The sequence below is a fragment of the Marivita sp. genome, assembly GCF_022763305.1.
In the GTDB taxonomy this organism is placed as follows: Bacteria; Pseudomonadota; Alphaproteobacteria; order Rhodobacterales; family Rhodobacteraceae; genus Marivita.
This window is the reverse complement of record NZ_JALEGT010000017.1, coordinates 141,063-164,424: the sequence shown is the minus strand read 5'-3', so window position 1 is coordinate 164,424 and position 23,362 is coordinate 141,063. Positions and strand designations below refer to the sequence as shown.

The following is a 23,362-nucleotide window of genomic DNA, read 5'->3' as shown; positions in this document are numbered from 1 at the left end:
CGTAGTTCAGCCGGATAGGCGGGCGTGAATCGTCTCTTCGTCATAGGGCTCATCCTTTGAGTGTTTTACTCTCCGGTAAACCCGGGGCGGTTCAATCTGGCTGGGCCTCAAGGTGCCCTATAACGGCAATGGCAGCACCGCCAACGGGTTTTTCATCCACAAGGGCACCAATGCAGGGTGGTCCGATGGCTGCATCGTGATGCCCGGCGCGAAGGTCTACCAGATGTGGTCCGAAATCACGCCCAAGGAAACCGGAAACATCAGCGTCATCATTTCGGATGAAACCGTCAACCGGGGTCGTCCGCAGGATTGGGACTGCACCCGCTCCATGCATTCCCTTTGGGGTGGGATGCCCACCTTCGAATGATGACCCGACAGCTGATCGGTGGCGCATTGGCCCTGTGTCTGAGCGTCGCTGATGCATGCGCACAGGAGGTGCCGCCGCCCGATCCGACGGACGCGGTCGAGATGATCGAGCTCATGCTGGGGCGGGTTCCGTCCCGGTATGACACACCGCTGGCCGCCATGCAGGGGCTGGGTGATCTCTATGTCCGTCTGCTGGACGGGGCGCGCGCAGATGCGCCCGGGGATCTGGGCCTCTGGATCCTGTTGGGCGATGTGGCGCTGCGGAGCGCGGATGCGGGGCTCACGCAATCCTACGCCGCTGATCTGCTGCCCCTTTACCGGCAAGACCCCGAAGCGGTTCTGGCTGCGCTGTCCGACGCCCCGTGGCTGGCGGCATCGGCCTGTCACCACCTGTCCGCCTATTTCGGGTCAGAAGACCGCCCGGAAGAGGATCGTGCACCGTTTCTCGAGGCGGAACGCGCGCGCATCGCGGATGCGCTGCCGGGGCCGGCCGCCGAGACCTGTCTCACCGCGCTTGCGACACCACGCTGAGCTGGCCTTATTTGTCAGCGGCGACCACCTGCAGCCCGACAGCGCCGATCACCGTGTTCCGCCCAAGATCGCGATGCATCAGCACGCCATCCGCGATGTAGAGGTTTTCGACGTCGAACAGGAACGGCCCCACACCCGTCGCCGCGATACGCACCTTGTCCGAGCGCGCAATCGCGTTCCGCCCATTCAGCGTAACATATTCGGATCCTTCGGGGATCAGGCGGAACATCGTCGGGTCGGAATTGGCCGACAGGTTGGTGACGATATAGAGGATTTCGTCATAGTCGGTGATCCGGTCCTCCCGCAGATAACAGACGCCTTCATAGCTCCCCAGAGCCACCGCCGTCAGACCCGCGACCGCGATGGTCACGGGGGCGGTGACAACGGCTGTCGCTCCGGTCATGGCACCGCCCGCTCCGGCGGCCACGCTGCTGCCTGCCGCCGCAACACCGCTGATCCCGCTGCTGATCATGCTGGCCCCCGAGACCGGGTTTTCCAGCGTATAAACGCCCACCGCCCGTACGGTCTCTGTCGCGGCCGAGGCCACCGCTCCGGCAGTCGATTTCGCGGCCTGACCGGCCTTGCCCGCAAGCACGCTTGGTCGGAAATCGCACAGATCGGCCTGCACAGGCAGGGGGGCTGCCAGCAGCAGCGCGGCAAGAAAAGCGTGTCGCATAAGAGATGTCCTGCTCGGGATCTTTTGCCCAAGCATACAGCATCTACGTACCACGCGCAGGGGGACAAGCATCACGACTAAGGGATCGGCGGAGCTTTGCGTAGGGTGCGTGTAAACACGCACCGTTGTCGGATGTGTTATAGGGTGCGTTAGGTCACGCACCCTACACTTTGCTCAACTATCCATCTTCAACGCCGAGATGAACGCCTCCTGCGGGATCTCGACCTTGCCGAACTGGCGCATCTTCTTCTTGCCGGCCTTCTGCTTTTCCAGAAGCTTCTTCTTCCGGGTCGCGTCGCCGCCATAGCACTTGGCGGTCACGTCCTTGCGCAGGGCGGACAGGGTTTCGCGGGCGATCACCTTACCACCGATGGCGGCCTGGATCGGGATCTTGAACATGTGGCGCGGGATCAGGTCCTTGAGCTTTTCGCACATGGCGCGGCCCCGCGTTTCGGCCCGGTCGCGGTGGACCATCGTGGACAGCGCATCCACCGGTTCGTCATTCACGAGGATCTGCATCTTCACGAGGTTGTCCTCGCGGTAGCCGATCATCTGGTAGTCAAAGCTGGCATAGCCCTTGGTCACCGATTTCAGACGGTCGTAGAAATCGAACACCACTTCGTTCAGCGGCAGGTCATAGACCACCATCGCGCGGCTGCCGACATAGGTCAGGTCAAGTTGCAGACCGCGCCGGTCCTGACAGAGCTTGAGCACATCGCCCAGATATTCATCCGGCACAAGGATCGACGCCTTGATGCGCGGCTCTTCGATATGGTCGATGGTGGACGGGTCGGGCATGTCGGCGGGGTTGTGCAGTTCCCGCATCTCGCCGTCTTTGGTGTAGACGTGATAGATCACCGACGGGGCGGTGGTGATCAGGTCGATATCGTACTCACGCTCCAGACGGTCGCGCACCACTTCGAGGTGCAGAAGCCCAAGGAACCCGCAGCGGAAGCCAAAGCCAAGTGCTGCCGATGTCTCCATCTCGAAGGTGAAGGACGCGTCGTTCAGCGCCAGCTTCTCCATCGCGTCTCGCATGTCTTCGAAATCATTGGCATCCACCGGGAAGAGGCCACAGAAGACCACCGGGATCGACGGCTTGAAGCCGGGCAGGGGCGTCTCGCAGCCCTTCTTCTCGGTCGTGATCGTGTCACCCACACGGGTGTCGCTCACCTGCTTGATCTGCGCGGTGATATATCCGATCTCACCCGGTCCCAGCTCGTCCACCGGCTGCATCGCCGGGCGGTAGACGCCGATCCGGTCGATGTCATAGGTCCCGCCGGTCTTCATCATCTTGATGCGCTGGCCCTTTTTCAGAACCCCGTCGATCACACGGACGATGACCACGACGCCCAGATAGGGGTCGTATTTGCTGTCCACCAGCATCGCCTTGAGCGGCGCATCCCGCGTGCCTTCATGCGGCGGCGGCAGGCGTTTCACGATGGCCTCCAGCACGGCGGGGATGCCGACACCGGTCTTGGCCGAAATCTCCAAGGCTTCGGACGCGTCGATCCCGATCACATCCTCGATCTGTTCCTTCACCCGCTCAGGCTCTGACGCAGGCAGATCGATCTTGTTCAGCACCGGGACGATCTCGTGGTCGGCGTCGATGGCGGTATAGACATTGGCCAGTGTCTGCGCTTCCACGCCCTGCGTGGCGTCGACCACCAGCAGCGATCCCTCGACCGCGCGCATCGACCGGCTGACCTCGTAAGCAAAGTCCACGTGCCCTGGAGTGTCGATCAGGTTGAGGATATAGACCTCGCCATCCAGAGCCTTGTACTCGATCCGGACGGTGTTCGCCTTGATCGTGATGCCGCGTTCCCGCTCGATATCCATCGAGTCGAGCAGCTGCTCTTTCATCTCCCGTTCCGAGACCGTGTTGGTCGATTGGATCAACCGGTCGGCCAGGGTGGATTTCCCGTGGTCGATATGGGCAACGATGGAAAAATTGCGGATGTGCGAAAGCTCTGTCATGCGCCGGATATGATGCGGTTTTGGTATCTGGTCAAGGTGGCGCGAATGGCGCAGCCCGCTTGACAAAAGGTGATTTGAAAACACCTCCCGTTTCGGGCATGTTCGGGATCAGGCAGTCAGCCGTGACACCGGGCACAAGACCCGCGGCGCGGCACAGGAAACAAGAGAACAGGCGTCATGAAAGTCTTGGCAGCACTCATGGTCACGGCATTGGTCGCGGGATGTGGTGGCAATCGGTTCGATCGCGGCGATGGCGGCGCGGTCACACGCTTTTCCAGCGGTCCGATCAGCCGCGCGTGCCTGTCGTCGGATCGAAAGGCGCGCAATCCGCGTCTGTGCGGTTGCATCCAGACCGTCGCCAACCAGTCGCTGTCCGGGTCGGATCAGCGCAAGGCGTCGCGCTTCTTTTCCGATCCGCAACGCGCACATGATACGTGGATGTCGCAATCCCCATCCGACGATGCGTTCTGGGAACGCTACAAGGTGTTCGCTTCGCGCTCCGAACAATCCTGTCGGGGCTATTGATCCCGGTCCAGGAACGCGCGCACCGATGCTTCGAATTCGCGTGGTTTCTCGGCGTGCAGCCAATGCCCGGCACCGGGTATCTTGGCAAAGCGCGCCAGGCGGAACAGCGCCTTGATCGTCGGGCGGGCCTCGGGCGTCACATAGTCCGACAGGGCACCTGAGAGGAACAGCGTCGGTTTCTCGAACCGCCCCGCCACATCTGGAAAGCCGAGGATCTTGGGCATCTCGGCCGCCAGAGCGTCGAGATTCAGCTTCCACCGCCGGTTCTTGACATCGAGCGACTGGGTAAAGAACGCCTGCAGCGTCACGTCGTCGACATGCGCGGCCAATTGTTCGGATGCGTCCGAGCGTTTTTCGACGGTAGACAGGTCCACGGCGCGCATGGCGTCGATGAACTGCATCTGAGAATGACCATAGGCGACCGGCGCGATATCGGCTACGATCAGCCGCTCCACAAGGTCAGGCCGCGTCAGTGCCAGCACCATGGCCGCCTTGCCGCCCATCGAATGTCCGACCACGTCCATCGGCCCGCCATGGGCTGCGATCACCTCGGCGAGGTCCGCAGCCATGTCATGATAGGAATGGCTGTCCGACCAGAAACTGTCGCCGTGATTCCGCTGGTCCACAGCCAGCACCGGCCCCCGGTCCGACAGGCGTTTTGCAATGACGCCCCAGTTCCGTCCGGACCCGTAAAGCCCGTGCACGATGAGAACCGGACGTGCGGATCCGGTCGACTCTGTAAACAGTGTGTTCAGCATCTGGCCTGCATACTGCGCCATATCTGTCTTGAGCAAGAGGGCAAGGAGGCTTAGTTTTGTCCAATGGAACACGCGGACATGATCAAAGCGCATGCAGACGCATTGCGCACGCTGATGGCGAAACGGCTTGGCCTCAAGCGCGGCTCTTTGGCCCGTCGGGCCTCCAAGGCCGGGCGCATGCTGCCGCAGGGGGTGCGCCACGATATCACAATCGTCGCCGAGGCAGAGCAGATGGCGCGCAATCCCAAGCTCGCCATCCGACTTGATGCGAACGCAACCAAAAGCGCCTATGACCGCGCCGCGACGCATCTCAAGGCGATTGACGTTGCAGACCGCCGCAAGGGCATCGCGCTGTCGATGCTGGGCAGCATGGCGTTCAACTTTCTGGCCGCGATCACCCTGCTGATCGTCTTCCTGCGCTGGCGCGGTCTGATCTGACACCGTTGACTGACTGACCCCGCACTCTAGGTCGCGGGATCATGACAAAAGCACTCATCATCGGATCAAGTGGCGGCATCGGCACGGCACTCTCCAAGACCCTGACAGCACGGGGTGTGGCCGTAACGGGCCTGTCGCGGAGCCATGACGGGCTCGACGGGACGGACGAAGCCAGCGTGCAGTCCGCGCTGGGCTCTCTTGAGGGGCCGTTCGACCTCGTCCTCGTCGCAACAGGCGCGCTGGAAATCGACGGCGCCGAACCGGAAAAGACCCTGCGGCATGTCTCGGCCAAGGCCATGGTTGACCAGTTCACCCTGAACGCAGTGGGGCCTTCACTGGTGCTCAAGCACGCGGTGCGTCTGCTGCCGCGTCAGGGGCGGGCTGTCTTTGCGGCCCTGTCCGCCCGCGTCGGCTCTATCGGGGACAATCGGCTGGGAGGATGGTACAGCTACCGCACCTCCAAGGCGGCGCTGAACCAGATGATCCACAGTAGCGCCATTGAACTGGCGCGCACCCACAAGGATTTGGCCTGCGTCGTCTTGCATCCCGGAACCGTAGAAACCCCGTTCACGGAGAAATATGTGGGCACGCACCCTTCGGTTCCGGCAAGTGAGGCCGCCGAAAATCTCCTCAAGGTGATCGACGGTTTGACCCCGGCAGATACCGGTAAATTCTTTGACTGGCAGGGCAAGGAGGTGCCGTGGTGACGCGCCTTGTCCTTGTTCTGGGCGACCAGCTTTCCGAGACCCTCTCCGCGCTGCAAGCCGCCGACAAATCGTCAGATGTGGTGGTGATGGCCGAGGTTGCCGAAGAGACGACCTATGTGCAGCATCACCCCAAGAAGATCGCCTTCATCTTTGCCGCGATGCGCAAATTCGCCGCCCGCCTGCGCGACGATGGCTGGGACCTGCGGTACACCCAGCTTGACGATACGGAAAACGCAGGCAGCATCCCCAGCGAATTGCTCCAACGCGCCGAGGACACCGGCGCATCCGAGGTGATCGCAACCCAGCCCGGCGAATGGCGTCTGATCCAAGCGCTCGAGGACATGCCGCTCAAACTGACGATGAAACCCGACACCCGGTTTGTCAGCACGCAGGAGGAATTCGACCAATGGGCCGAGGGGCGCAAAGCCCTGCGGATGGAGTATTTCTACCGCGACATGCGCCGCAAGACGGGCCTTCTGATGGAGGGCGACGACCCCGAAGGCGGCAAGTGGAATTACGATTCGGAGAACCGGAAACCTGCCCCGGACGACATCGCGTTCTCCGGCCCGATGCAGTTCACGCCTGATGAGACCGTGGAAGAGGTGCTCGATCTGGTCGAGGCGCGGTTCGGCAACAGTTTCGGGGCGCTGCGCCCCTTCTGGTTCGCCACCGATCAGGGACAGGCCCGCCGCGCACTGGCGCATTTCATCACCTACGCCCTGCCGCGATTTGGCGATTTCCAGGACGCGATGATGAACGACAACCGCTTCCTCTATCACGCGATGATCTCGCCCTACCTGAATGTCGGGCTGCTTGACCCGATGGAGGTCTGCAAGGCGGCCGAAGACGCGTACAAGGACGGTCACGCGCCGCTGAATGCCGTGGAAGGGTTCATCCGCCAGATCATCGGTTGGCGCGAATATGTGCGCGGCATCTATTTCCGCGAAGGCCCGGATTACCCGCGCCGCAATGCACTCAACCACCAGCGCAAGCTGCCCGATTTCTACTGGACCGGCGACACGGAGATGAACTGCCTGTCCAAAGCGATCACCCAGACCGCGGACGAGGCTTATGCCCACCACATCCAGCGCCTGATGGTCACGGGCAATTTTGCGTTGCTGGCGGGCATCAACCCGCACGAGGTGCATGAGTGGTATCTGCGCGTCTATGTCGACGCCTTCGAATGGGTCGAAGCGCCCAACACGGTGGGGATGAGCCAGTTCGCCGATGGCGGCATCATCGCGTCCAAGCCCTATGTGTCCTCGGGGGCTTACATCAACCGGATGTCGGATTACTGCAAATCCTGCCGCTACAAGGTGAACGACAAGACTGGCAAGGACGCCTGTCCGTTCAACCTGCTCTACTGGCATTTCCTCGACCGCCATGCCGAGAGGTTCGCCAAGAACCAGCGCATGTCCCAGATCTATGCCAACTGGAAACGGATGGACGAGGATCGCAAACAGACGATCCTCTCCGAGGCCGAAGCGTTTCTCGACGGGTTGAGCTAGGGTTTTGGGTCAACCCAAAACCGCGATGGGTCGACCCATCGCTTACCCGTACTGTGCCACCGGCGTGCCGGCGATGGCGGCCATGTTCAGCAGCCCCCGCGCCGTGATCCCCGGTGTGACCACATGTGCTCGGTTGCCCATTCCCATCAGGATCGGCCCCACTTCAAGCCCGCCCGCCCGCATCTTGAGAATGTTGCGCACCGCAGACGCCGCATCCGCGTGCCCGAAGATCAGTACGTTCGCGACACCCTGCATCCGATTTCCCGGCAGCAGGCGCTCGCGCAGTTCCGGATCAAGCGCAGCATCGACGTTCATCTCGCCTTCATAGCAGAAGTCCCGCGGCTGAGAATCAAGAAGCGCGATCGCCTCGCGCAGACGCTTGCCCGATCCCTCCTCCTGATTGCCGAACTGCGATTGCGAACAGAACGCGATGTTGGGTGTCAACCCGAACCGGCGTACGTGACGGGCGGCACCAATGGCAGTCTGGGCCAACTCCTCCGGCGTGGGCAGCGACCGCACATGGGTGTCGGCAATGAACAGAGGTCCGTCTTCGAGGATCATCATGCTCAGCGCGCCATGCGGCGACAGCGTTTCCGACCCAAGCACCTGCGTTACGTAATTGAGATGCCAGCGGAATTCTCCGAAGGTGCCGCAGATCAGGCTGTCGGCCTCGTCGCGATGCACCATCACGGCACCGATGGCGGTGGTGTTGGTGCGCATGATCGCGCGGGCCAGATCCGGCGTCACACCACGCCGTGCCATGATGCGATGATACGTTTCCCAATAGTCGCGGTAACGCGGGTCGTTTTCCGGGTTCACCAGGGTGAAATCGCGCTCGGGCCGGATTTCGAGGCCCAGCCGTTCGCAGCGCGATGCGATCACGTCGGGGCGGCCGATCAGGATCGGCGTTTCCGTCGTGTCCTCGAGGATGGCCTGCGCCGCGCGCAGCACCCGCTCATCCTCGCCCTCGGCAAAGACGATCCGGCGTGCGCCGGTCGCCGCCGCCTCAAAGACCGGGCGCATGAGCATTGCGGATTTGTAGACGCTGGCGTCCAGCTTGGCCTTGTAGGCCTTGAGGTCCTCAACCGGGCGCAGGGCCACACCAGATTCCATCGCAGCCTTGGCCACAGCGGTCGAGACCACGCCCGACAACCGCGGGTCAAAAGGCTTCGGGATCAGGTATTCCGGCCCGAAGGTCAGGTGTTCGCCACGATAGGCCGCAGCCGCCTCGGCACTGGTGGTCGCGCGGGCCAGCTTGGCGATCCCTTCGACACAAGCGATCTGCATCTCGTCGTTGATCTCGGTCGCGCCCACATCCAGCGCACCCCGGAAGATGAACGGGAAGCAGAGCACGTTATTGACCTGATTGGGAAAATCGCTGCGTCCCGTGGCCATGATCGCACCGGGGGCCACTTCGCGCACCTCGTCGGGCAGGATCTCGGGCGTCGGGTTGGCCAATGCGAAGATGATCGGACGATCCGCCATCCGCGCCACCATCTCACGCGTCAGAACCTTGGGACCACTCAGACCAAGGAACAGGTCTGCACCATCAATCACGTCGTCAAGCGTGCGCAGATCGCTGTTCTGCGCGAACGCCGCTTTCTGCGGATTCATCTCCTCGGCACGGCCCTCGTAAACCAGGCCGTGAATGTCACAAAGCCAGATGTTCTCGCGTTTCACGCCCAGTTTGACCAGCATGTTGAGACAGGCAATCCCCGCAGCGCCACCGCCGGTGGACACGATCTTGATGTCCTCGAACGCCTTTCCGGCCACATGCAGCGCGTTGGTCGCGGCCGCACCGACGACAATGGCGGTCCCGTGCTGATCGTCGTGGAAAACGGGGATGTTCATCCGCTCGCGACAGAGTTTTTCGACGATGAAACAGTCGGGCGCCTTGATGTCCTCAAGGTTGATCGCACCGAATGTCGGCTCCAGCGCGCAGACGATGTCGGCCAGCTTTTCCGGATCGCTCTCGTTCACCTCGATGTCGAAGCAGTCGATATTGGCGAATTTTTTGAACAGAACCGCCTTGCCTTCCATCACCGGCTTCGACGCGAGCGCGCCGATATTGCCGAGGCCAAGAACAGCCGTGCCGTTCGAGACAACCGCCACCAGATTACCCTTGGCGGTATATCGCGCCGCATGTGTCGGGTCAGCCTTGATCTCAAGACAGGCCTCCGCCACGCCGGGACTGTAGGCGCGGGCAAGGTCGCGCCCGTTGGCCAGCGGCTTTGTCGCGCGGATCTCAAGCTTACCGGGCTTTGGATGTTCGTGGTAAAACAGAGCTGCCTGACGCAGCGTTTCGTTGGTGTTGTCCGACATGAATCCCGTCCCGCTCAAATTTGGTTTAGGGTTAAACCAAATCTGGTCGCGGGGAAAGGGCAGTCAGTTGCCTTGGCGGCAAGAAACTCATTTCAGGTATTCCTGAAGATGTGCGATGCGGCGTTGGGCCTGCCTGCGCGTCAGGCTTCCGTCAAAGGGCTCGTCCGCTTCGCTGGCAAGTTCACGCAGCTGGATCGCCTGTTTCTCGGTCATCTGTTCTTCGGGATCAGGACCAAGTCCAACCGTCGGATCAAGGCTCAGGCTGTTTTGTATCGGCATGGCGGCCTCCTCTCTTTAAGTCAGAACGCGGAGCAATGAGTTCCGGTTCCTCCAGCCCTTGCAATCGGGCGCGGGGCCTCGCAATCATGGGAGACTGAGAACTTTGGGTGGGGAACCGATGGAACTGAAAGACGCGGCGCGCGCGGTCCGGGAAAAGGCCTATGCGCCCTATTCCAATTTCAAGGTGGGTGCGGCCCTGCGGTCTGAGGATGGCACGATCCACGTCGGCTGCAACGTCGAGAATGTCGCCTATCCCGAGGGCACCTGTGCCGAGGCCGGGGCCATTGCCGCGATGATCGCCTCGGGCGCGTCGCGCATCGTCGAAGCGTATGTCGTGGCCGACAGCCCTGATCCGGTGCCTCCCTGTGGCGGTTGCCGTCAGAAACTCTCGGAATTCGCCGCGCGCGATGTTCCGGTGACGCTCGCCACCACGGACGGCGCCGAATTCAAGACGACCGTGGGCGACCTTCTGCCCGGCGCGTTTGACGCGGGCCACATGGACCGCACCTGATGGACGCACGCGCGATCATCGCCACCTTACGCAAAGGCGGCGCACCCGACGCTAACGCGCTGGCGTGGTTTGCTCAAGGGCTGGCCGATGGGTCGGTCAGCGATGCGCAGGCCGGGGCGTTCGCTATGGGCGTGTGCCTGAACGGACTGGGGAACGCGGGCCGGGCGGCCCTGACCGCCGCGATGCGCGACAGCGGCAAGGTGCTGCAGTGGGATCTCGACGCGCCGGTGCTTGATAAACACTCGACCGGCGGGGTGGGGGATTGCGTCAGCCTGATCCTCGCCCCCGCGCTGGCGGCCTGTGGTGTGTATGTCCCGATGATCTCGGGCCGGGGGCTCGGCCATACCGGCGGCACGCTGGACAAGCTCGAGTCCATTCCCGGCTTCCGAACCACGCTCACCGAAGACCAGTTCCGGCAGGTCGTGTCCAAGGTCGGCTGTGCCATCGTGAGCGCCAGCGCCGACATCGCCCCCGCCGACAAACGGCTCTACGCCATCCGCGATGTGACCGCGACGGTGGAAAGCCTCGATCTCATCACAGCCTCGATCCTGTCCAAGAAACTCGCCGCAGGTCTCGAAGGGCTGGTGCTTGACGTCAAATGCGGCTCGGGCGCGTTCATGAAATCGCAGGACGACGCCCGCGCGTTGGCCCGCGCCCTGGTGGATACGGCAAACGCCACCGGCTGTCCGACCTCCGCACTCATTACCGAAATGTCGCAACCCTTGGCCCCCAGTCTTGGCAACGCGCTCGAAGTGATCGACGTCATGCGCGTCCTCACAGGCGCGACCTCGGGCAGGTTGCTGGATTTGACCATTGCCTTGGGCGGCGCGTTGCTCGAACAGGCCGGGATCAGCGATGGCACTTCGAAGATCGGTCAAGCCATCGCCAGTGGCACCGCCGCCGAAAAATTCGGAGCGATGGTCTATGCCATGGGCGGCCCGGTGCATTTCGTCGAGGACTGGGCCCGGTTCCTGCCCGAAGCCCCCGTGATCCGCGAAGTCGCAGCACCAGCCTCGGGCACCGTCAGCGCCATCGACGGCGAAGTCCTTGGCCTGACCGTCGTGGCGCTGGGCGGGGGACGTCAGGTCGAAACCGATGTGGTCAACCCGGCGGTGGGCCTCAGCGATGTGGTCTCCATCGGGGATCGTGTCACCAAGGGTCAGCCTTTGGCCCGCATCCACGCCGCCCGTGAAAGCCAGGCGGACGAGGCCGAACAGGCGGTGCGCGCCGCGATCACCTTGGGGGACGGCCCTGCAACTTCGCCCGCCCTTGTGCTGGAGCATATCACATGAGCCGCGCCTTCCTTGTCGTCATGGACTCCGTCGGCATCGGCGGTGCGCCGGACGCCGACCAGTTCTTCAACGGCACTGTCCCGGACACCGGTGCCAACACGATCCTCCATATCGCCCAGGCCTGCGCCGCGGGGCAGGCCGAAGATGGGCGCAGCGGACCGTTGCATCTGCCGACGCTCGACGCACTGGGTCTTGGCCACGCTGTCGAACTGGCCTCAGGCCAGCATGCCCCCGGCCTTGACGCCACGCCGACCGGACGCTGGGGCGCTGCCACGGAAGTCTCCAAAGGCAAGGACACGCCTTCGGGGCACTGGGAACTCGCGGGCCTGCCCGTGCCGTGGGACTGGACCTATCTGCCCGACACCGTCCCTTCTTTCCCGGAAGACATCACCCAGCGCATCTGCGACCTCGCAGGCACCGACGGTATCCTCGGCAATTGCCACAGCAACGGCATCCGGGTGATCGAAACCTTTGGCGCGGAACATCTGCGCACCGGACAGCCGATCTGTTACACCTCGGCCGACAGTGTCCTTCAGATCGCCGCGCATGAAGAGGCGTTTGGCCTCGATTGCCTGCTCAAGCTGTGTGAAGACCTCGCCCCCATGTGCCACGACCGCCGCATCGGCCGCGTGATCGCGCGACCCTTCATCGGGCAGGACGGCAGCTTTGAACGCACCACCAACCGCCGCGACTATGCCATCGCACCGCCCGAACCCGTGCTCACAAACTGGGTGCAGGACGCCGGGCAAGCGGTCATCGGCATTGGCAAAATCGGCGACATCTTCTCGATGGCGGGCATTGACACGGTGCACAAGGGGTCGGATGCACAACTGATGACCCACCTCGCGCATCAGATCGACACCGCCCCCGAAAGCGCTTTGATCTTTGCCAATTTCGTCGAGTTCGACAGCAAATATGGCCACCGCCGTGATGTGTCGGGCTATGCTTGCGCGCTTGAATGGTTCGATGCCGAAATCGGCAAACTGCTGCCAAAGCTCAAACCCGACGATCTCTTGCTCATCACCGCCGATCATGGCAACGACCCCACATGGAGCGGCACGGACCACACCCGCGAACGGGTGCCGGTGCTTATCGCCGGGGCTGGCAGCGGAGAGATCGGCCATGTCGGCTTTGTCGACGTGGCCGCAAGCATCGCCGAACATCTGGGTGTGGCGTCAAAAGGATCGGGGCGGAGTTTCCTGTGATGGATGAAGAAGAACGCGAGCGTCTGAGCCGTCCGATGGACGAAGAAGAGCTTGATCGCATCATGCGTCTGCCCAAGGTCGAACTGCACCTGCATCACGAAGGCGCGGCCCCGCCCGCGTTCATCAAGGGGCTGGCCAAGGAAAAATCGGTCAATCTCGACGGCGTCTTCAAACCCGATGGCAGCTACGCCTACCGCGATTTCGTGCATTTTCTGAGCGTCTATGAAGCCGCCACCAGCGTGCTCAAAACGCCCGAGGATTACGCCCGTCTGACCAAGGCTGTGCTTGAGGAAAGCGCCGCAAACGACGTGATCTATTCCGAAACCTTCCTGTCCCCCGATTTCTGTGGCGGCAGCGACGTGGGCGCGTGGCGCGAATACCTGCACGCCATCAAGGACGCGGCGGACGAGGCCGAACGCGATCACGGCATCATCCTGCGCGGCATCGTCACCTGCATCCGCCATTTCGGTCCGGAAAAGGCCAAGGCCTCGGCACTGTGTGCGGCTGAGACCGCAGGCGACTGGATCGTTGGCTTCGGAATCGCCGGCGACGAAATGAAAGGCAAACCCAGGGACTTTGCCTACAGCTTTGACATGGCACGTGAAGCCGGGCTGCGCCTGACGGCCCATGCGGGCGAATGGGGCGGCGCGCAATCGGTGCGCGATGCGGTGGATGATCTGCGTGTCGAACGGATCGGCCACGGTGTCCACGCGATCAACGATCTGGCGCTTGTGGACAGGCTTGTGGAGAACGAGATTACCCTCGAAGTTTGCCCGGGTTCCAACGTGACCCTCAACGTCTACCCGAGCCTTGCCGAACACCCCATTGAAAACCTGCGCAAACGCGGGATGAAGGTCACGGTCTCCACTGACGATCCGCCCTTCTTTCACACCACGATGCGCGACGAATATGTCAATCTTGCCCGCACCTTCCGCTGGGACGAAGATGTATTTGCCGAACTGAACGACACCGCCGCCCGCGCGGCCTTCTGCGACGAGGACACCCGCACCCGTGTCCTGAAACGACTGGAGCGCACATGACCCAACACCTGACCATCGTTGACCACCCGCTTGTTCAGCACAAACTGAGCCTGATGCGCGAGAAAGACACCTCAACCAAGTCGTTCCGGCAATTGCTGCGCGAAATCAGCCACTTGCTGGCCTACGAAGTGACGCGCAGCCTGCCGATGACCACCAAGCGCATTGAAACCCCGCTCTGCGAAATGGACGCGCCGGTGATCGACGGCAAGAAGCTCGCGCTGATCTCGATCCTGCGGGCGGGCAACGGGTTGCTCGACGGTATCCTCGAACTGATTCCTGCCGCCCGCGTGGGCTTTGTCGGCCTTTACCGGGACGAGGAAACGCTCAAACCGGTGCAGTATTACTTCAAGGTCCCCGCGCAACTCGAGGATCGCATTACGATTGTCGTCGACCCGATGCTTGCCACCGGCAACAGCTCTGCCGCCGCGATTGATCTGGTGAAGGACGCGGGCGCCAAGAACATCATCTTCCTCTGCCTGCTCGCCGCGCCCGAAGGCGTCGCCCGCATGAAAGAGGCACACCCCGATGTCCCCATCGTCACCGCAGCACTGGATTCGCACCTGAATGAACTCGGCTACATCGTGCCGGGTCTGGGCGATGCAGGCGACCGGATGTTCGGCACGAAATAGCCCTTTACAGTCAAAACCCTGACAGGCAGTCTTCGGACACATCTGTGGGGACAGACAAATGATTGTGTATCGTATCAAAGCTGCGGCTGCGTTGGCCGCGCTGCTCGTGTCAGCCGTATCCGTGTCAGCCCAGGGCTTGCAGGTCACTTCACCGGCGGAACTGCCGCCTGCCAGCTATGACGCCCGGCAATATGTCGATAGCCGGGGCTGCGTTTATGTCCGGGCCGGTGTGGATGGTGCAGTGACGTGGGTCCCCCGTGTCGGTCAGAACCGGCAACCGATCTGCGGTCAGTCCCCAAGCCTCGCGCGTCCGGCGCCTGCCCCCATCGTCGTGGCCGAAGCCGCCCCGGTGATCATCACGCCGCAGCGCATCATCACGCCGCAGCGTGCGGTTCCGATGGTCCCCAACCGTACGGTTCAGGCGCAGAAATACAGCCAGCCGCAGCCCCGCGTCTATGAAGAGCGGATTGTTCCCAAGCATGTCTATGACGCGCAGGGCACGACGCTGCCGAAGGTGCCCAAGGGCTACAAACCCGCCTGGGAGGATGACCGCCTCAATCCGCATCGCGCCCACATGACCCGGCAGGGCCACCGCGCGACCCAGCAGGTCTGGAGCAATACGGTGCCGCGAAAACTGTTGACCAAACCGCAGCGCATCAAGGAGCCTGTGATCGTGGGGCGCGGCAAGGGCCTTGGCCACTGATCACTCGCCGCAGATGCCCTGCAGGCGCAACCAGTCCGCATCACTGAGAACCGGACGGGCATCCTTGCCAGCCATTGGGTCTGCCTCGATCAGGGGCAGTGTCGATTCCCCCGTGATGTCAACGGCATAGGCATAAGGGGTGGTGCGCAATCCGGCGGTTTCGAACCCGGCAAGGATCACGTCGGTGGACAGCTCCGTCGGCGGTTGCGCCAGAAGATATTCGCTGTATCGGTCCAGATCGGCATCGGCCATTTCGCCGGTCGTCAAGAGCCGCAGGCTGGACCAGAGCCCGGTCTGGATCAGCATTTCCTCGAGCGGATCCTGCGTCAGCGCCCGCAACCGTTCGGTCAGCACATAGCCCGCCGTCACATCCGGCTCTTCCGGGTCTTCGATCAAAGCTCTGTTGAGCAGGATACGCCCGCCCGGCAGATGCGCGGTTTCAGCCACGCCCCCCGGCAGCACCACCAAGGCACCGCGCTGCGCAGGCCCCAGGACGCGCGAGGCCAGACGCCGCAGCGGTTCGCGGGCGTCGCGGGTCATGCAGGCCTGCCCGGAAATCCGCATGATCCGCGCAAGTAGAGCGTCCCCGATCTCGACCCGTTTGACCGCTGGCACAACCTGCACCGTGTGCCGCAGGAGCGCATCCGGCAGCCAGAAGACAATCCCGCCGATCACTGAGGCCGCGATCAGCCCGGTGATCCAGAACCGCAGCTTGCCCGGTTTCGGACGGGTCCGGTCGATGGCGGAGCGGATGCGCTCGATCGCCTCGATCATCTGGATGCTCTCTTGTCCGAATTCGAGTGTTTCGCCCGGATCGCCATCGGGATGATAGATCGCGGGCATCTGCCCCTTGTTGGCGCGTGCCACAGCGGCAACCGACCAATGCGCCAGAACGTTTTCCCGCAGATCGAGGATCGTCAACGAGGCATCGCCCAAGGACACGATCACGTCCTTGCGCTGGTCGGCGGGTGTTGCGCGCCAGACCCCTTCGGCCTCCAGCCGTTGAAATTCCTTCAGCGCGGTCATGCGGGCTGCTCTGCCTCGTTGGTTGATCGTCAGGGTACACCCGCGTTGCGGTTCGCGCAATGCGGCAGGGGTACCGATGCTGTTGCACGAGGCATGCCACTTTGCAAAGCCTTGGCACCGGGCCACAGCGCCGTCCGGCCGCGATGCAAAGGGCCTCCCGACGGTGCCACAGAGACACGAAAGATATGGCCTCCGGTTTTATCTTTCATGGCAGACCGCCGGCACATATGCTTCGGGGGAACAACGAGGGATCTGTCGATCCAGCCTGAACGGAGGGTCTGCCATGAAAACACGCGCCTCGGCCTTGTGCCTCATAGTCTGCGGGGCGGGCCTTGCCCTCGCCGACCCGGCAACCGAATGCGGCGGCAGCAGCCAGGTCGAGATCGGCGCTTGCGTGGCCGACACGCTTGCGCGCGTGGACGCGACCGTCGAGATCTATCTGGGCTTTGCACAATCCTCCGCAGACGAGCTGGACGGCATCACAGGCCGTGTCGTGACGGCGCCAGCGCTCGAGGCGGCACAGGCGGCCTGGTCGGCGTATCGCGACGCGCATTGCGACTATGTGGGCGCTACCTTTGGCGGCGGGTCCGGGACAGGCATCGCAATCGACGCCTGCAAGGTCGAACTTGGCCGCGCGCGGGCGGCCGAGCTGATGCGCTATATCCAGTAGCCCGGACCGCTGGCTCAGAGCGCCTTCGCCCGTTCCCGAAGCTGGAATTTCTGGATTTTCCCGGTCGAGGTTTTCGGCAATTCCTCGAACACCACCTTCTTGGGCGTCTTGAACCCCGCAAGCCGCGACCGGGCGAAGGCGATCAGTTCGTCCTCGGTGGCGCTGTGGTTGCCCTTCAGCTCGACAAAGGCGCAGGGCACCTCGCCCCATTTATCGTCCGGTTTGGCCACCACGGCACAAAGCAGCACCGCGTCATGCGCCATCAGGCAGCCTTCGACCTCGACCGAAGAGATGTTCTCACCGCCCGAAATGATGATGTCTTTCGCCCGGTCCGCGATCTGGCAGTAATTGTCCGGGTGCATCACCGCGATGTCGCCGGAATGGAAATGCCCGCCTTCGAACGCCTCGTCCGTGGCCTTGGGGTTCTTGAGGTATCCCTTCATCACCGCATTGCCGCGAATGACGATCTCGCCCTGAGTCTTGCCATCGCGCGGCACGGGGCGGCCGTCCTCGCCGATCACGTCGATCTTTTCCATCATCGGAAAGGCTACGCCTTGGCGGGCCTTGATGGCTGACTTTGCGTCCTGTTCCAGACCGTCCCACGCGTCGCCGTTCCAGACGCACTCGGTGACGTGACCGTAAGTTTCGGTAAGGCCGTAGACCTGCATCACGTGAAAGCCCAGATCGCCGATCTTGGCCAGCGTTGCCGGGGCAGGAGGCGCGCCTGCGGTGTAAACTTTTACCAGATGGTCAAATTCACGCCGCTCGCTCGGGTCCGAGTTGACGATCATGTTCAGAACGATGGGCGCACCGCCGAAATGGGTCACGCCCTCGTCGGCAATCGCGTTGTAGATGGCCTTGGCGCTGATGTCGCGGCAGCACACAACCGTGCCACCCAGCAGCGGCATCATCCAGGTGTGGTTCCAGCCGTTGCAGTGGAACAGCGGCACAATGGTCAGGTACTTGGGCCGCAGCGCCATTTCCCAGCTCACGGCTGTGCCCATCGTCATCAGGTACGCCCCACGGTGATGGTAGACGACGCCCTTGGGACGCCCCGTGGTTCCGGAGGTGTAGTTGAGCGCGAGGCTCTCCCATTCGTCCTCGGGCATGATCCACTGAAAATCCGGATTGGCCCGCGCCAGAACGTCCTCGTATTCGGGATAGGTGCTGTGGGGCATCACGCCCTCATGCGGATCGGCCACTTCGATCACCTTGGGGGCGGGGCCCTCCATCAGGTCCATCGCCTGCGCCAGCACCGACATGAACTGCGGGTCGCACAACACCACCTTCGCCTCGCCATGGTCGAGGATATAGGCGATGGTGTCCACATCCAGACGGGTGTTGATCGTGTTCAGAACAGCGCCGCAGGCAGGCACGCCGAAATGCGCTTCGGCCTGTGCGGGAATGTTGGGCAGGATCGTCGCCACCACATCGCCGGGCTGCACGCCCATCGCGGCAAGCGCCGAGGCCAGCCGGGTGACCCGCTCGTGGTATTCGCGATAGGTCTTGCGATGCGGGCCATGCACAACGGCGATTGTGTCGGGAAACACCTCAACGGCACGTTGCAGATGCGACAGCGGCGTCAGCGGCACGAAATTCGCCGTGCGCTTGCCCAATCCGGTTTCATCCCGCATCCAACCCATCACCTGTCCTCCCCTGCGACATTCTGTACGGGGTGACATAGCGCAGGGATCGAAGATGGGAAAAGCCCAAACTTGCGGGATCTGCCGCAAACTGGCACCTCTGGCGCATGATTGTTTCGCCCGCCCGGAAATTCATCTTTGTCCACATCCCCAAGACGGGAGGCACCTCGCTGGCCCTCGCGCTGGAAGCGCGCGCGCATCGGGACGACATCCTGATCGGCGACACCCCCAAGGCGATCAAGCGCAAGGGACGGGTCAGGACGCTGAACGCGAAGGGGCGCCTCTGGAAACACAGCACGCTGGCCGATCTCGACGGGGCGCTGTCGCCGTCCGATCTCGACGGGATGTTCATCTTCACACTGGTGCGCAATCCGTGGGATCGCGTGGTCAGCTATTACCACTGGCTCAGACAGCAGGGTTTCGATCATCCGGCGGTCAAGCTGGCCAAGAACACCGGGTTTGCCGATTTCGTCCTGCACCCCGACACCAACGCCACCCTGCGCGCCTTTCCGGCGGCGCGTTATGTCACTGATGCAACCGGGATCGAGCGTGCCTCGGCCTATGTTCGGTTGGAGCATCTGGCCGAAGATCTCGCCCCGGTGGAGGCGCATCTGGGGTTCCGGTTGGACGTGCCGCATGCCAACGCGTCTGACCGGCCAAAAGACTATCGCAGTGCCTATTCAGACCAGACCGCTGCCGCCGTGGCCGCTATGTGCGAAGAGGATATTGCGCGGTTCGGGTATCGCTTTGGCGCCTGAATATTGTGCGGCTTGACCTGATTTGCGCAAAACGCAGGCGCTTGAAGTGGAAATTGCTGCGTTGCAGCATTGACGTTCACCCAAACACAACGATTTCGCGTTAGCCTGACATCACCGCCCGTCAGAGGTGGACATCGCCAATGGGAGGACACTTGAAAAAGGAGTTTTCCCATGTGTCTGACTGCCGAAGCCTTTGCCCTGTTCCTCAACATGATCATGGTACCCGAGATCACCTCGGAACCCGGCCGCATCATCGTCCACGCCGAAACCCGTGACGCGCATTGGGTCGCGGTCGCGGACGAGTGGTGCACCATGGCCCCCCAGATCGACCGGATGGAACGGTTCGCGGCCCTACGGGCGGAGTAGGGTGGACGACCGCCCGGGTCGCTTGCGGCCCGGGCATGCGCCCGCCCGCCCCATGGCGGGCGCATTCGCGCCCACCCGGTCGGGGGCATGCCCTTCGTGATGGATTCCGGCCCAAACGAAAACCGCCCGCGCAAGGGCGGGCGGCGTTCTCGTGTCTCAGATTAAGCGATGATCAAGCCGCCGATTTCTCGGGTGCAAACCGCCCGTAGAAACTCTGACCCTTCGCCGCCATCTCGCGCAGCAGGGCAGGGCAGGCGAACCGGTCGCCGAACGCCTCGACCAGTTGATCACAACGCTCTGCGGCGTATTCCGACCCCAGCATGTCCAGCCAGGACAGCGGGCCACCGGACCACGGCGCAAAGCCCCAGCCCAGGATCGCGCCCACGTCGCCTTCTCGGATGTCCATCAGCACACCATCCTCCAGCGCGCGCACCGCTTCGAGCGACTGCACGAACAGCAGACGATGCTGCACGTCGATCAGATCGGGCTGATCCTCGGCCTGCGGATACTGCGCGGCAACTGCCGATGACAGGCCCTGCCGCTTGCCCGCGTCGTCGTAATCGTAGAACCCGGCCTTCGCCTTGCGGCCCAGACGCCCTTGCTCTTCCATCCAGAAGATCACCTCGTCCACAGCACTATCGGGATAGGCATCGCCCATCGCCGCACGGGTCGCGCGGGCGATCTTGGCGCCCAGATCAATCGAGGTCTCATCGACCAGTTGCAGCGGACCCAGCGGCATTCCGACCATTTTGGCGGCGTTTTCGATCAGGGCAGGGGCGACGCCCTCCTTCACCATCCGGATACCTTCGTTGATATACGGGATGATGCAGCGATTGGCATAGAAGAACCGCGCGTCGTTCACCACGATCGGCGTCTTGCGGATCTGGCGCACAAAGTCGAGCGCCTTGGCCACCGCGCGATCCCCGGTTTCCTTGCCCTTGATGATCTCGACCAGCATCATCTTCTCGACCGGCGAGAAGAAGTGAATGCCGATGAACTGCTCGGGCCGCTTGGAGGCCTTCGCCAGATCGCTGATCGGCAGGGTCGAGGTGTTGGTGGCAAAGATGCAGTCCTCACCGATCACCGCTTCAACCTGCGCCGTCACCTCGGCCTTGATCTTGGGGTCTTCGAACACCGCTTCGACAATCAGGTCGCAGCCCGCCAGATCGTTATAATCCGTCGTCGCCGTAATCCGCGCCAGCATCGCATCGGCCTTGTCCTGCGTGATCTTCTTGCGGGACACGCCCTTGGCCGCGTAATCGGCGGAATAGGCCTTGCCCTTGTCCGCCGCCGCCTGATCGCGGTCGAGCAGCACAACGTCGATGCCCGCCTGCGCCGACACCAGCGCGATGCCAGCCCCCATCATGCCCGCACCCAGAACGCCAACCTTCCTGACGCGCTGATCGTCCACGTCAGCCGGGCGCACGGCCCCCTTTTCCAGCGCGCCCTTGTTGATGAAGAGCGACCGGATCATCGCCGAGGAGGACGGGTTCATGATGACGGATGTGAACCACCGCGCCTCGATCTTGAGCGCGGTGTCGAATGGCACCAGAGCGCCTTCATAGACCGCCGACAAGAGCGCCTTGGCCGCAGGATACACTCCCTTGGTCTTGCCGTTGACCATCGCGGACGCGCCGACAAAGGTCATGAAGCCTGCCGGATGATAGGGCGCGCCGCCGGGCATCTTGTAGCCCTTGGCGTCCCACGGTTTCACCAGATCGGCGTCCTTGGCTGACAGAACCCAGTCGCGGGCTGCCGTCATCGGATCTTCGGCAACCTCATCAATCAGGCCTGCGGCCTTGGCTTTCTTCGGATCGCTGAGCTTGCCCTCCAGCAGGAAGGGCGAAGCCGCCATCGCACCCATCTTGCGCGCCACGCGGGTCGTGCCGCCAGCGCCGGGGAAGATGCCGACAAGGATCTCGGGCAGGCCGATCTTGGCCTTCGGGTTGTCTGCGGCAAACACCTTGTGACAGGCCAGCGGGATTTCCAGCCCGATGCCCAGAGCCGTGCCCGGCAGGACGGCCGCAACCGGTTTGCCGCCTTTCTGCGTCTTGGGATCCATGCCTGCAAGCTCGATCTTGCGCAGCACGCCGTGCATTTTCATGATCCCGTCGAACACCGCCTCGGCGCCCGCCTCCTTAAGAGTCGCCAGTACATTCAGGTCCATGCCTGCCGCGAAATCGGCCTTGCCGGAGGTGATGATGATGCCCTTCACGGCCTCATCCGCCAACGCGCCATCCACGAGATCGCTCAGCGTCTGCAGCCCTTCGAAGCTCAGCACGTTCATCGACTTGCCGGGAACGTCCCAGGTGATCGTGGCGATGCCCTCGGCATCCGTGCTCAGTGTGAAATCGGTCATGTGTGTCTTTCCCTTCCTTGGGTTCATTCAGACGCCGTCTCAGCGGCGGAGTGTGTTCAGCATGCGCCGCGCTTCGGCCTGCGCGGCGGCAATATCGGGGCTGAGGATCTGCAGTTCGGTGTTGTCCATGATCGCCTGCAGCCAGATACCCATCCAGCGTCCGTCGATGCGCATCAGCACCATGTGATTGAGATAGGGCTCCACCGCCACGCCCGTGTCGCTGCGCGTTTCGGTGCGGTGGCGCCCGGCGATCATGTCGTCACGGCCGGTGACGAAATCCGCCTCGAGGCAAATCCGCCGATAGGACGTGACACCGCGGGCCAGCAATTGGGCGCGGAAATCCTGCATCACCATGTCCAGCTCTTCGGGCGAGGACATGACCAATTCGGTATCGCGGGTCGACATCATGTTCGGGATCGCGATGAACTTCATCATCTCCTGCAGATCCCCATCCATCAGCGCCTTGGAGACCGCGTCGAGATTGTCCTGGTAGATGCGGACGGCCGGTGACATCGCCATCAAGAGACCTCCCCGTAGCGCGGGCGGTTCCGGTCGCTCTGCCCTGTGACATCATCACCGCAGGACGGCATCATGCTCCCCTCCTGCTGCCCGCGCCCTTCCGATGGAAAGGCCGGTGGCATCAGCGCATCGGGCAACCCTTTCGTGGAGAGCGGAATGCAGTAATTGGCCGTGGCGATGCGCCATTCCGTGCCGCAGAGCAACAAGGTGGATTGCACCGCATAGGGTTCGGCCACCCGTCGTCCCCGCGAGAAGATATGCGACTCCGCTGTCGCCAGGATGTTGAACGGCGTGACGAATTCCGCGGAGACGAGCGGACGCACGATGTCGTCCACTTCAAGCCGCTGAAACTCGGCCTTCATCCGGTCAAACAGCACCCGCAGATCCTCCTCGGTTTGAAGAACAGCCCACCCATGCAGGGTGACATGCTCGTGCGGTAGCAAGAAGGCGCTGGCGAAAAGCGGGAAATCATCCTCGAAATACGCACGCTTCGTCCGGTTCAGAAGCGCGTAGCCTATTTCGTAGGCCGTTTCCTGCTTGACGCCGACCATGGC

At 62.7% G+C, this 23,362-nt stretch carries 25 protein-coding genes; 15 read left to right on the top strand and 10 right to left on the bottom strand.

Going from position 1 to position 23,362, the window contains the following annotated elements:
- The first annotated feature begins 112 nt into the window (after positions 1-112).
- Together MRY75_RS03330 and MRY75_RS03325 are read left to right on the top strand one after the other, a co-directional pair.
- Positions 113-367 carry a hypothetical protein gene (locus tag MRY75_RS03330; protein WP_292305728.1) on the top strand — a complete coding sequence of 85 codons (255 nt, stop codon included), beginning with the start codon at positions 113-115 and terminating at the stop codon, positions 365-367.
- Complete coding sequence (locus tag MRY75_RS03325; protein ID WP_292305727.1) at positions 367-897, top strand: hypothetical protein; 531 nt, start codon at positions 367-369, stop codon at positions 895-897. The genes MRY75_RS03330 and MRY75_RS03325 overlap by 1 nt, the downstream gene beginning before the upstream one ends.
- 7 nt (positions 898-904) lie before the next feature.
- On the opposite strand, the gene MRY75_RS03320 is transcribed toward MRY75_RS03325, so the two are convergent.
- Together MRY75_RS03320 and lepA are read right to left on the bottom strand one after the other, a co-directional pair.
- Positions 905-1,573, bottom strand: a complete 669-nt coding sequence (locus MRY75_RS03320) for a hypothetical protein (RefSeq protein ID WP_292305726.1) — start codon at positions 1,571-1,573, stop codon at positions 905-907.
- A gap of 174 nt (positions 1,574-1,747) precedes the next feature.
- On the bottom strand, positions 1,748-3,550 hold the full coding sequence (gene lepA, locus MRY75_RS03315) for a translation elongation factor 4 (RefSeq protein WP_292305725.1): 1,803 nt from the start codon (positions 3,548-3,550) through the stop codon (positions 1,748-1,750).
- Positions 3,551-3,727: 177 nt separating this feature from the next.
- On the opposite strand from lepA, the gene MRY75_RS03310 reads away from it, so the two are divergent.
- Positions 3,728-4,075 carry a hypothetical protein gene (locus MRY75_RS03310; protein ID WP_292305724.1) on the top strand — a complete coding sequence of 116 codons (348 nt, stop codon included), beginning with the start codon at positions 3,728-3,730 and terminating at the stop codon, positions 4,073-4,075.
- Here MRY75_RS03310 and MRY75_RS03305 read toward each other — a convergent pair.
- On the bottom strand, positions 4,069-4,833 hold the full coding sequence (locus MRY75_RS03305; protein ID WP_292305723.1) for an alpha/beta fold hydrolase: 765 nt from the start codon (positions 4,831-4,833) through the stop codon (positions 4,069-4,071). The genes MRY75_RS03310 and MRY75_RS03305 overlap by 7 nt on opposite strands.
- A 63-nt stretch (positions 4,834-4,896) precedes the next feature.
- Between MRY75_RS03305 and MRY75_RS03300 the strand changes: the two genes are divergently transcribed.
- The 3 genes from MRY75_RS03300 to MRY75_RS03290 are packed head-to-tail and all read left to right on the top strand — an operon-like array spanning position 4,897 to position 7,486.
- Positions 4,897-5,271: a hypothetical protein gene (locus MRY75_RS03300; protein WP_292305722.1), complete on the top strand. Its 375-nt coding sequence runs from the start codon at positions 4,897-4,899 to the stop codon at positions 5,269-5,271.
- Positions 5,272-5,312: 41 nt separating this feature from the next.
- A complete protein-coding gene (locus tag MRY75_RS03295) occupies positions 5,313-5,978 on the top strand; it encodes an SDR family NAD(P)-dependent oxidoreductase (RefSeq protein WP_292305721.1) in 666 nt (221 codons plus the stop codon).
- The gene (locus MRY75_RS03290) at positions 5,972-7,486 is read left to right on the top strand and encodes a cryptochrome/photolyase family protein (RefSeq protein ID WP_292305720.1); all 1,515 of its coding nucleotides are present in this window, start codon (positions 5,972-5,974) and stop codon (positions 7,484-7,486) included. Before MRY75_RS03295 ends, MRY75_RS03290 begins: the two co-directional genes overlap by 7 nt.
- A 42-nt stretch (positions 7,487-7,528) precedes the next feature.
- Here the strand turns inward: MRY75_RS03290 and MRY75_RS03285 are convergent, their stop codons facing one another.
- Complete coding sequence (locus MRY75_RS03285) at positions 7,529-9,808, bottom strand: NADP-dependent malic enzyme (protein ID WP_292305719.1); 2,280 nt, start codon at positions 9,806-9,808, stop codon at positions 7,529-7,531.
- Positions 9,809-9,895: 87 nt separating this feature from the next.
- Positions 9,896-10,087 (bottom strand): DUF3072 domain-containing protein, encoded by a 192-nt coding sequence (locus MRY75_RS03280; RefSeq protein ID WP_292305718.1) that lies wholly within the window; start codon positions 10,085-10,087, stop codon positions 9,896-9,898.
- Between the two features lie 118 nt (positions 10,088-10,205).
- Between MRY75_RS03280 and MRY75_RS03275 the strand changes: the two genes are divergently transcribed.
- From MRY75_RS03275 to MRY75_RS03250, 6 genes are all read left to right on the top strand, one after another.
- On the top strand, positions 10,206-10,598 hold the full coding sequence (locus MRY75_RS03275) for a cytidine deaminase (RefSeq protein WP_292305717.1): 393 nt from the start codon (positions 10,206-10,208) through the stop codon (positions 10,596-10,598).
- Complete coding sequence (locus MRY75_RS03270) at positions 10,598-11,890, top strand: thymidine phosphorylase (RefSeq protein WP_292305716.1); 1,293 nt, start codon at positions 10,598-10,600, stop codon at positions 11,888-11,890. Before MRY75_RS03275 ends, MRY75_RS03270 begins: the two co-directional genes overlap by 1 nt.
- Positions 11,887-13,095 carry a phosphopentomutase gene (locus MRY75_RS03265; RefSeq protein WP_292305715.1) on the top strand — a complete coding sequence of 403 codons (1,209 nt, stop codon included), beginning with the start codon at positions 11,887-11,889 and terminating at the stop codon, positions 13,093-13,095. Before MRY75_RS03270 ends, MRY75_RS03265 begins: the two co-directional genes overlap by 4 nt.
- Positions 13,096-13,157: 62 nt before the next feature.
- On the top strand, positions 13,158-14,135 hold the full coding sequence (locus MRY75_RS03260) for an adenosine deaminase (RefSeq protein ID WP_292305730.1): 978 nt from the start codon (positions 13,158-13,160) through the stop codon (positions 14,133-14,135).
- On the top strand, positions 14,132-14,764 hold the full coding sequence (gene upp, locus MRY75_RS03255) for a uracil phosphoribosyltransferase (protein ID WP_292305714.1): 633 nt from the start codon (positions 14,132-14,134) through the stop codon (positions 14,762-14,764). Before MRY75_RS03260 ends, upp begins: the two co-directional genes overlap by 4 nt.
- A 58-nt stretch (positions 14,765-14,822) precedes the next feature.
- Positions 14,823-15,467 (top strand): hypothetical protein, encoded by a 645-nt coding sequence (locus tag MRY75_RS03250; protein ID WP_292305713.1) that lies wholly within the window; start codon positions 14,823-14,825, stop codon positions 15,465-15,467.
- Here the strand turns inward: MRY75_RS03250 and MRY75_RS03245 are convergent, their stop codons facing one another.
- The gene (locus tag MRY75_RS03245; protein ID WP_292305712.1) at positions 15,468-16,493 is read right to left on the bottom strand and encodes a hypothetical protein; all 1,026 of its coding nucleotides are present in this window, start codon (positions 16,491-16,493) and stop codon (positions 15,468-15,470) included. It lies immediately after the preceding gene.
- Positions 16,494-16,776: 283 nt separating this feature from the next.
- Between MRY75_RS03245 and MRY75_RS03240 the strand changes: the two genes are divergently transcribed.
- Positions 16,777-17,163, top strand: coding sequence for a lysozyme inhibitor LprI family protein (locus MRY75_RS03240; RefSeq protein WP_292305711.1), 387 nt, complete (start codon positions 16,777-16,779; stop codon positions 17,161-17,163).
- A 14-nt stretch (positions 17,164-17,177) separates the two neighbouring features.
- Here the strand turns inward: MRY75_RS03240 and MRY75_RS03235 are convergent, their stop codons facing one another.
- Complete coding sequence (locus tag MRY75_RS03235) at positions 17,178-18,806, bottom strand: AMP-binding protein (RefSeq protein ID WP_292305710.1); 1,629 nt, start codon at positions 18,804-18,806, stop codon at positions 17,178-17,180.
- Between the two features lie 107 nt (positions 18,807-18,913).
- On the opposite strand from MRY75_RS03235, the gene MRY75_RS03230 reads away from it, so the two are divergent.
- Both MRY75_RS03230 and MRY75_RS03225 read left to right on the top strand, forming a co-directional pair.
- Entirely contained in the window at positions 18,914-19,564 is a 651-nt protein-coding gene (locus tag MRY75_RS03230) for a sulfotransferase family 2 domain-containing protein (RefSeq protein ID WP_292305709.1), read from the top strand.
- 171 nt (positions 19,565-19,735) lie between these two features.
- Positions 19,736-19,930 (top strand): hypothetical protein, encoded by a 195-nt coding sequence (locus MRY75_RS03225; RefSeq protein ID WP_292305708.1) that lies wholly within the window; start codon positions 19,736-19,738, stop codon positions 19,928-19,930.
- Positions 19,931-20,102: 172 nt separating this feature from the next.
- Here the strand turns inward: MRY75_RS03225 and MRY75_RS03220 are convergent, their stop codons facing one another.
- Genes MRY75_RS03220 through MRY75_RS03210 form a run of 3 tightly spaced genes read right to left on the bottom strand, consistent with a single transcriptional unit; the run spans position 20,103 to position 23,359 of the window.
- Positions 20,103-22,289 (bottom strand): 3-hydroxyacyl-CoA dehydrogenase NAD-binding domain-containing protein, encoded by a 2,187-nt coding sequence (locus MRY75_RS03220; protein WP_292305707.1) that lies wholly within the window; start codon positions 22,287-22,289, stop codon positions 20,103-20,105.
- Positions 22,290-22,328: 39 nt separating this feature from the next.
- Positions 22,329-22,808, bottom strand: a complete 480-nt coding sequence (locus MRY75_RS03215) for a hypothetical protein (protein ID WP_292305706.1) — start codon at positions 22,806-22,808, stop codon at positions 22,329-22,331.
- Positions 22,808-23,359, bottom strand: a complete 552-nt coding sequence (locus MRY75_RS03210) for a hypothetical protein (RefSeq protein ID WP_292305705.1) — start codon at positions 23,357-23,359, stop codon at positions 22,808-22,810. Before MRY75_RS03210 ends, MRY75_RS03215 begins: the two co-directional genes overlap by 1 nt.
- Between the last annotated feature and the right edge of the window lie 3 nt (positions 23,360-23,362).

Coding starts and splice junctions, on each gene's coding strand:
- MRY75_RS03305 (WP_292305723.1), bottom strand. CDS start 4,833: ATGCTGAACACACTGTTTACAGAGTCGACCGGATCCGCACGTCCGGTT.
- MRY75_RS03235 (WP_292305710.1), bottom strand. CDS start 18,806: ATGGGTTGGATGCGGGATGAAACCGGATTGGGCAAGCGCACGGCGAAT.
- upp (WP_292305714.1), top strand. CDS start 14,132: ATGACCCAACACCTGACCATCGTTGACCACCCGCTTGTTCAGCACAAA.
- MRY75_RS03275 (WP_292305717.1), top strand. CDS start 10,206: ATGGAACTGAAAGACGCGGCGCGCGCGGTCCGGGAAAAGGCCTATGCG.
- MRY75_RS03310 (WP_292305724.1), top strand. CDS start 3,728: ATGAAAGTCTTGGCAGCACTCATGGTCACGGCATTGGTCGCGGGATGT.
- MRY75_RS03325 (WP_292305727.1), top strand. CDS start 367: ATGACCCGACAGCTGATCGGTGGCGCATTGGCCCTGTGTCTGAGCGTC.
- MRY75_RS03225 (WP_292305708.1), top strand. CDS start 19,736: ATGTGTCTGACTGCCGAAGCCTTTGCCCTGTTCCTCAACATGATCATG.
- MRY75_RS03230 (WP_292305709.1), top strand. CDS start 18,914: ATGATTGTTTCGCCCGCCCGGAAATTCATCTTTGTCCACATCCCCAAG.
- lepA (WP_292305725.1), bottom strand. CDS start 3,550: ATGACAGAGCTTTCGCACATCCGCAATTTTTCCATCGTTGCCCATATC.
- MRY75_RS03295 (WP_292305721.1), top strand. CDS start 5,313: ATGACAAAAGCACTCATCATCGGATCAAGTGGCGGCATCGGCACGGCA.
- MRY75_RS03215 (WP_292305706.1), bottom strand. CDS start 22,808: ATGGCGATGTCACCGGCCGTCCGCATCTACCAGGACAATCTCGACGCG.
- MRY75_RS03300 (WP_292305722.1), top strand. CDS start 4,897: ATGGAACACGCGGACATGATCAAAGCGCATGCAGACGCATTGCGCACG.
- MRY75_RS03320 (WP_292305726.1), bottom strand. CDS start 1,573: ATGCGACACGCTTTTCTTGCCGCGCTGCTGCTGGCAGCCCCCCTGCCT.
- MRY75_RS03250 (WP_292305713.1), top strand. CDS start 14,823: ATGATTGTGTATCGTATCAAAGCTGCGGCTGCGTTGGCCGCGCTGCTC.
- MRY75_RS03220 (WP_292305707.1), bottom strand. CDS start 22,289: ATGACCGATTTCACACTGAGCACGGATGCCGAGGGCATCGCCACGATC.
- MRY75_RS03210 (WP_292305705.1), bottom strand. CDS start 23,359: ATGGTCGGCGTCAAGCAGGAAACGGCCTACGAAATAGGCTACGCGCTT.
- MRY75_RS03265 (WP_292305715.1), top strand. CDS start 11,887: ATGAGCCGCGCCTTCCTTGTCGTCATGGACTCCGTCGGCATCGGCGGT.
- MRY75_RS03280 (WP_292305718.1), bottom strand. CDS start 10,087: ATGCCGATACAAAACAGCCTGAGCCTTGATCCGACGGTTGGACTTGGT.
- MRY75_RS03245 (WP_292305712.1), bottom strand. CDS start 16,493: ATGACCGCGCTGAAGGAATTTCAACGGCTGGAGGCCGAAGGGGTCTGG.
- MRY75_RS03270 (WP_292305716.1), top strand. CDS start 10,598: ATGGACGCACGCGCGATCATCGCCACCTTACGCAAAGGCGGCGCACCC.
- MRY75_RS03240 (WP_292305711.1), top strand. CDS start 16,777: ATGAAAACACGCGCCTCGGCCTTGTGCCTCATAGTCTGCGGGGCGGGC.
- MRY75_RS03285 (WP_292305719.1), bottom strand. CDS start 9,808: ATGTCGGACAACACCAACGAAACGCTGCGTCAGGCAGCTCTGTTTTAC.
- MRY75_RS03260 (WP_292305730.1), top strand. CDS start 13,158: ATGCGTCTGCCCAAGGTCGAACTGCACCTGCATCACGAAGGCGCGGCC.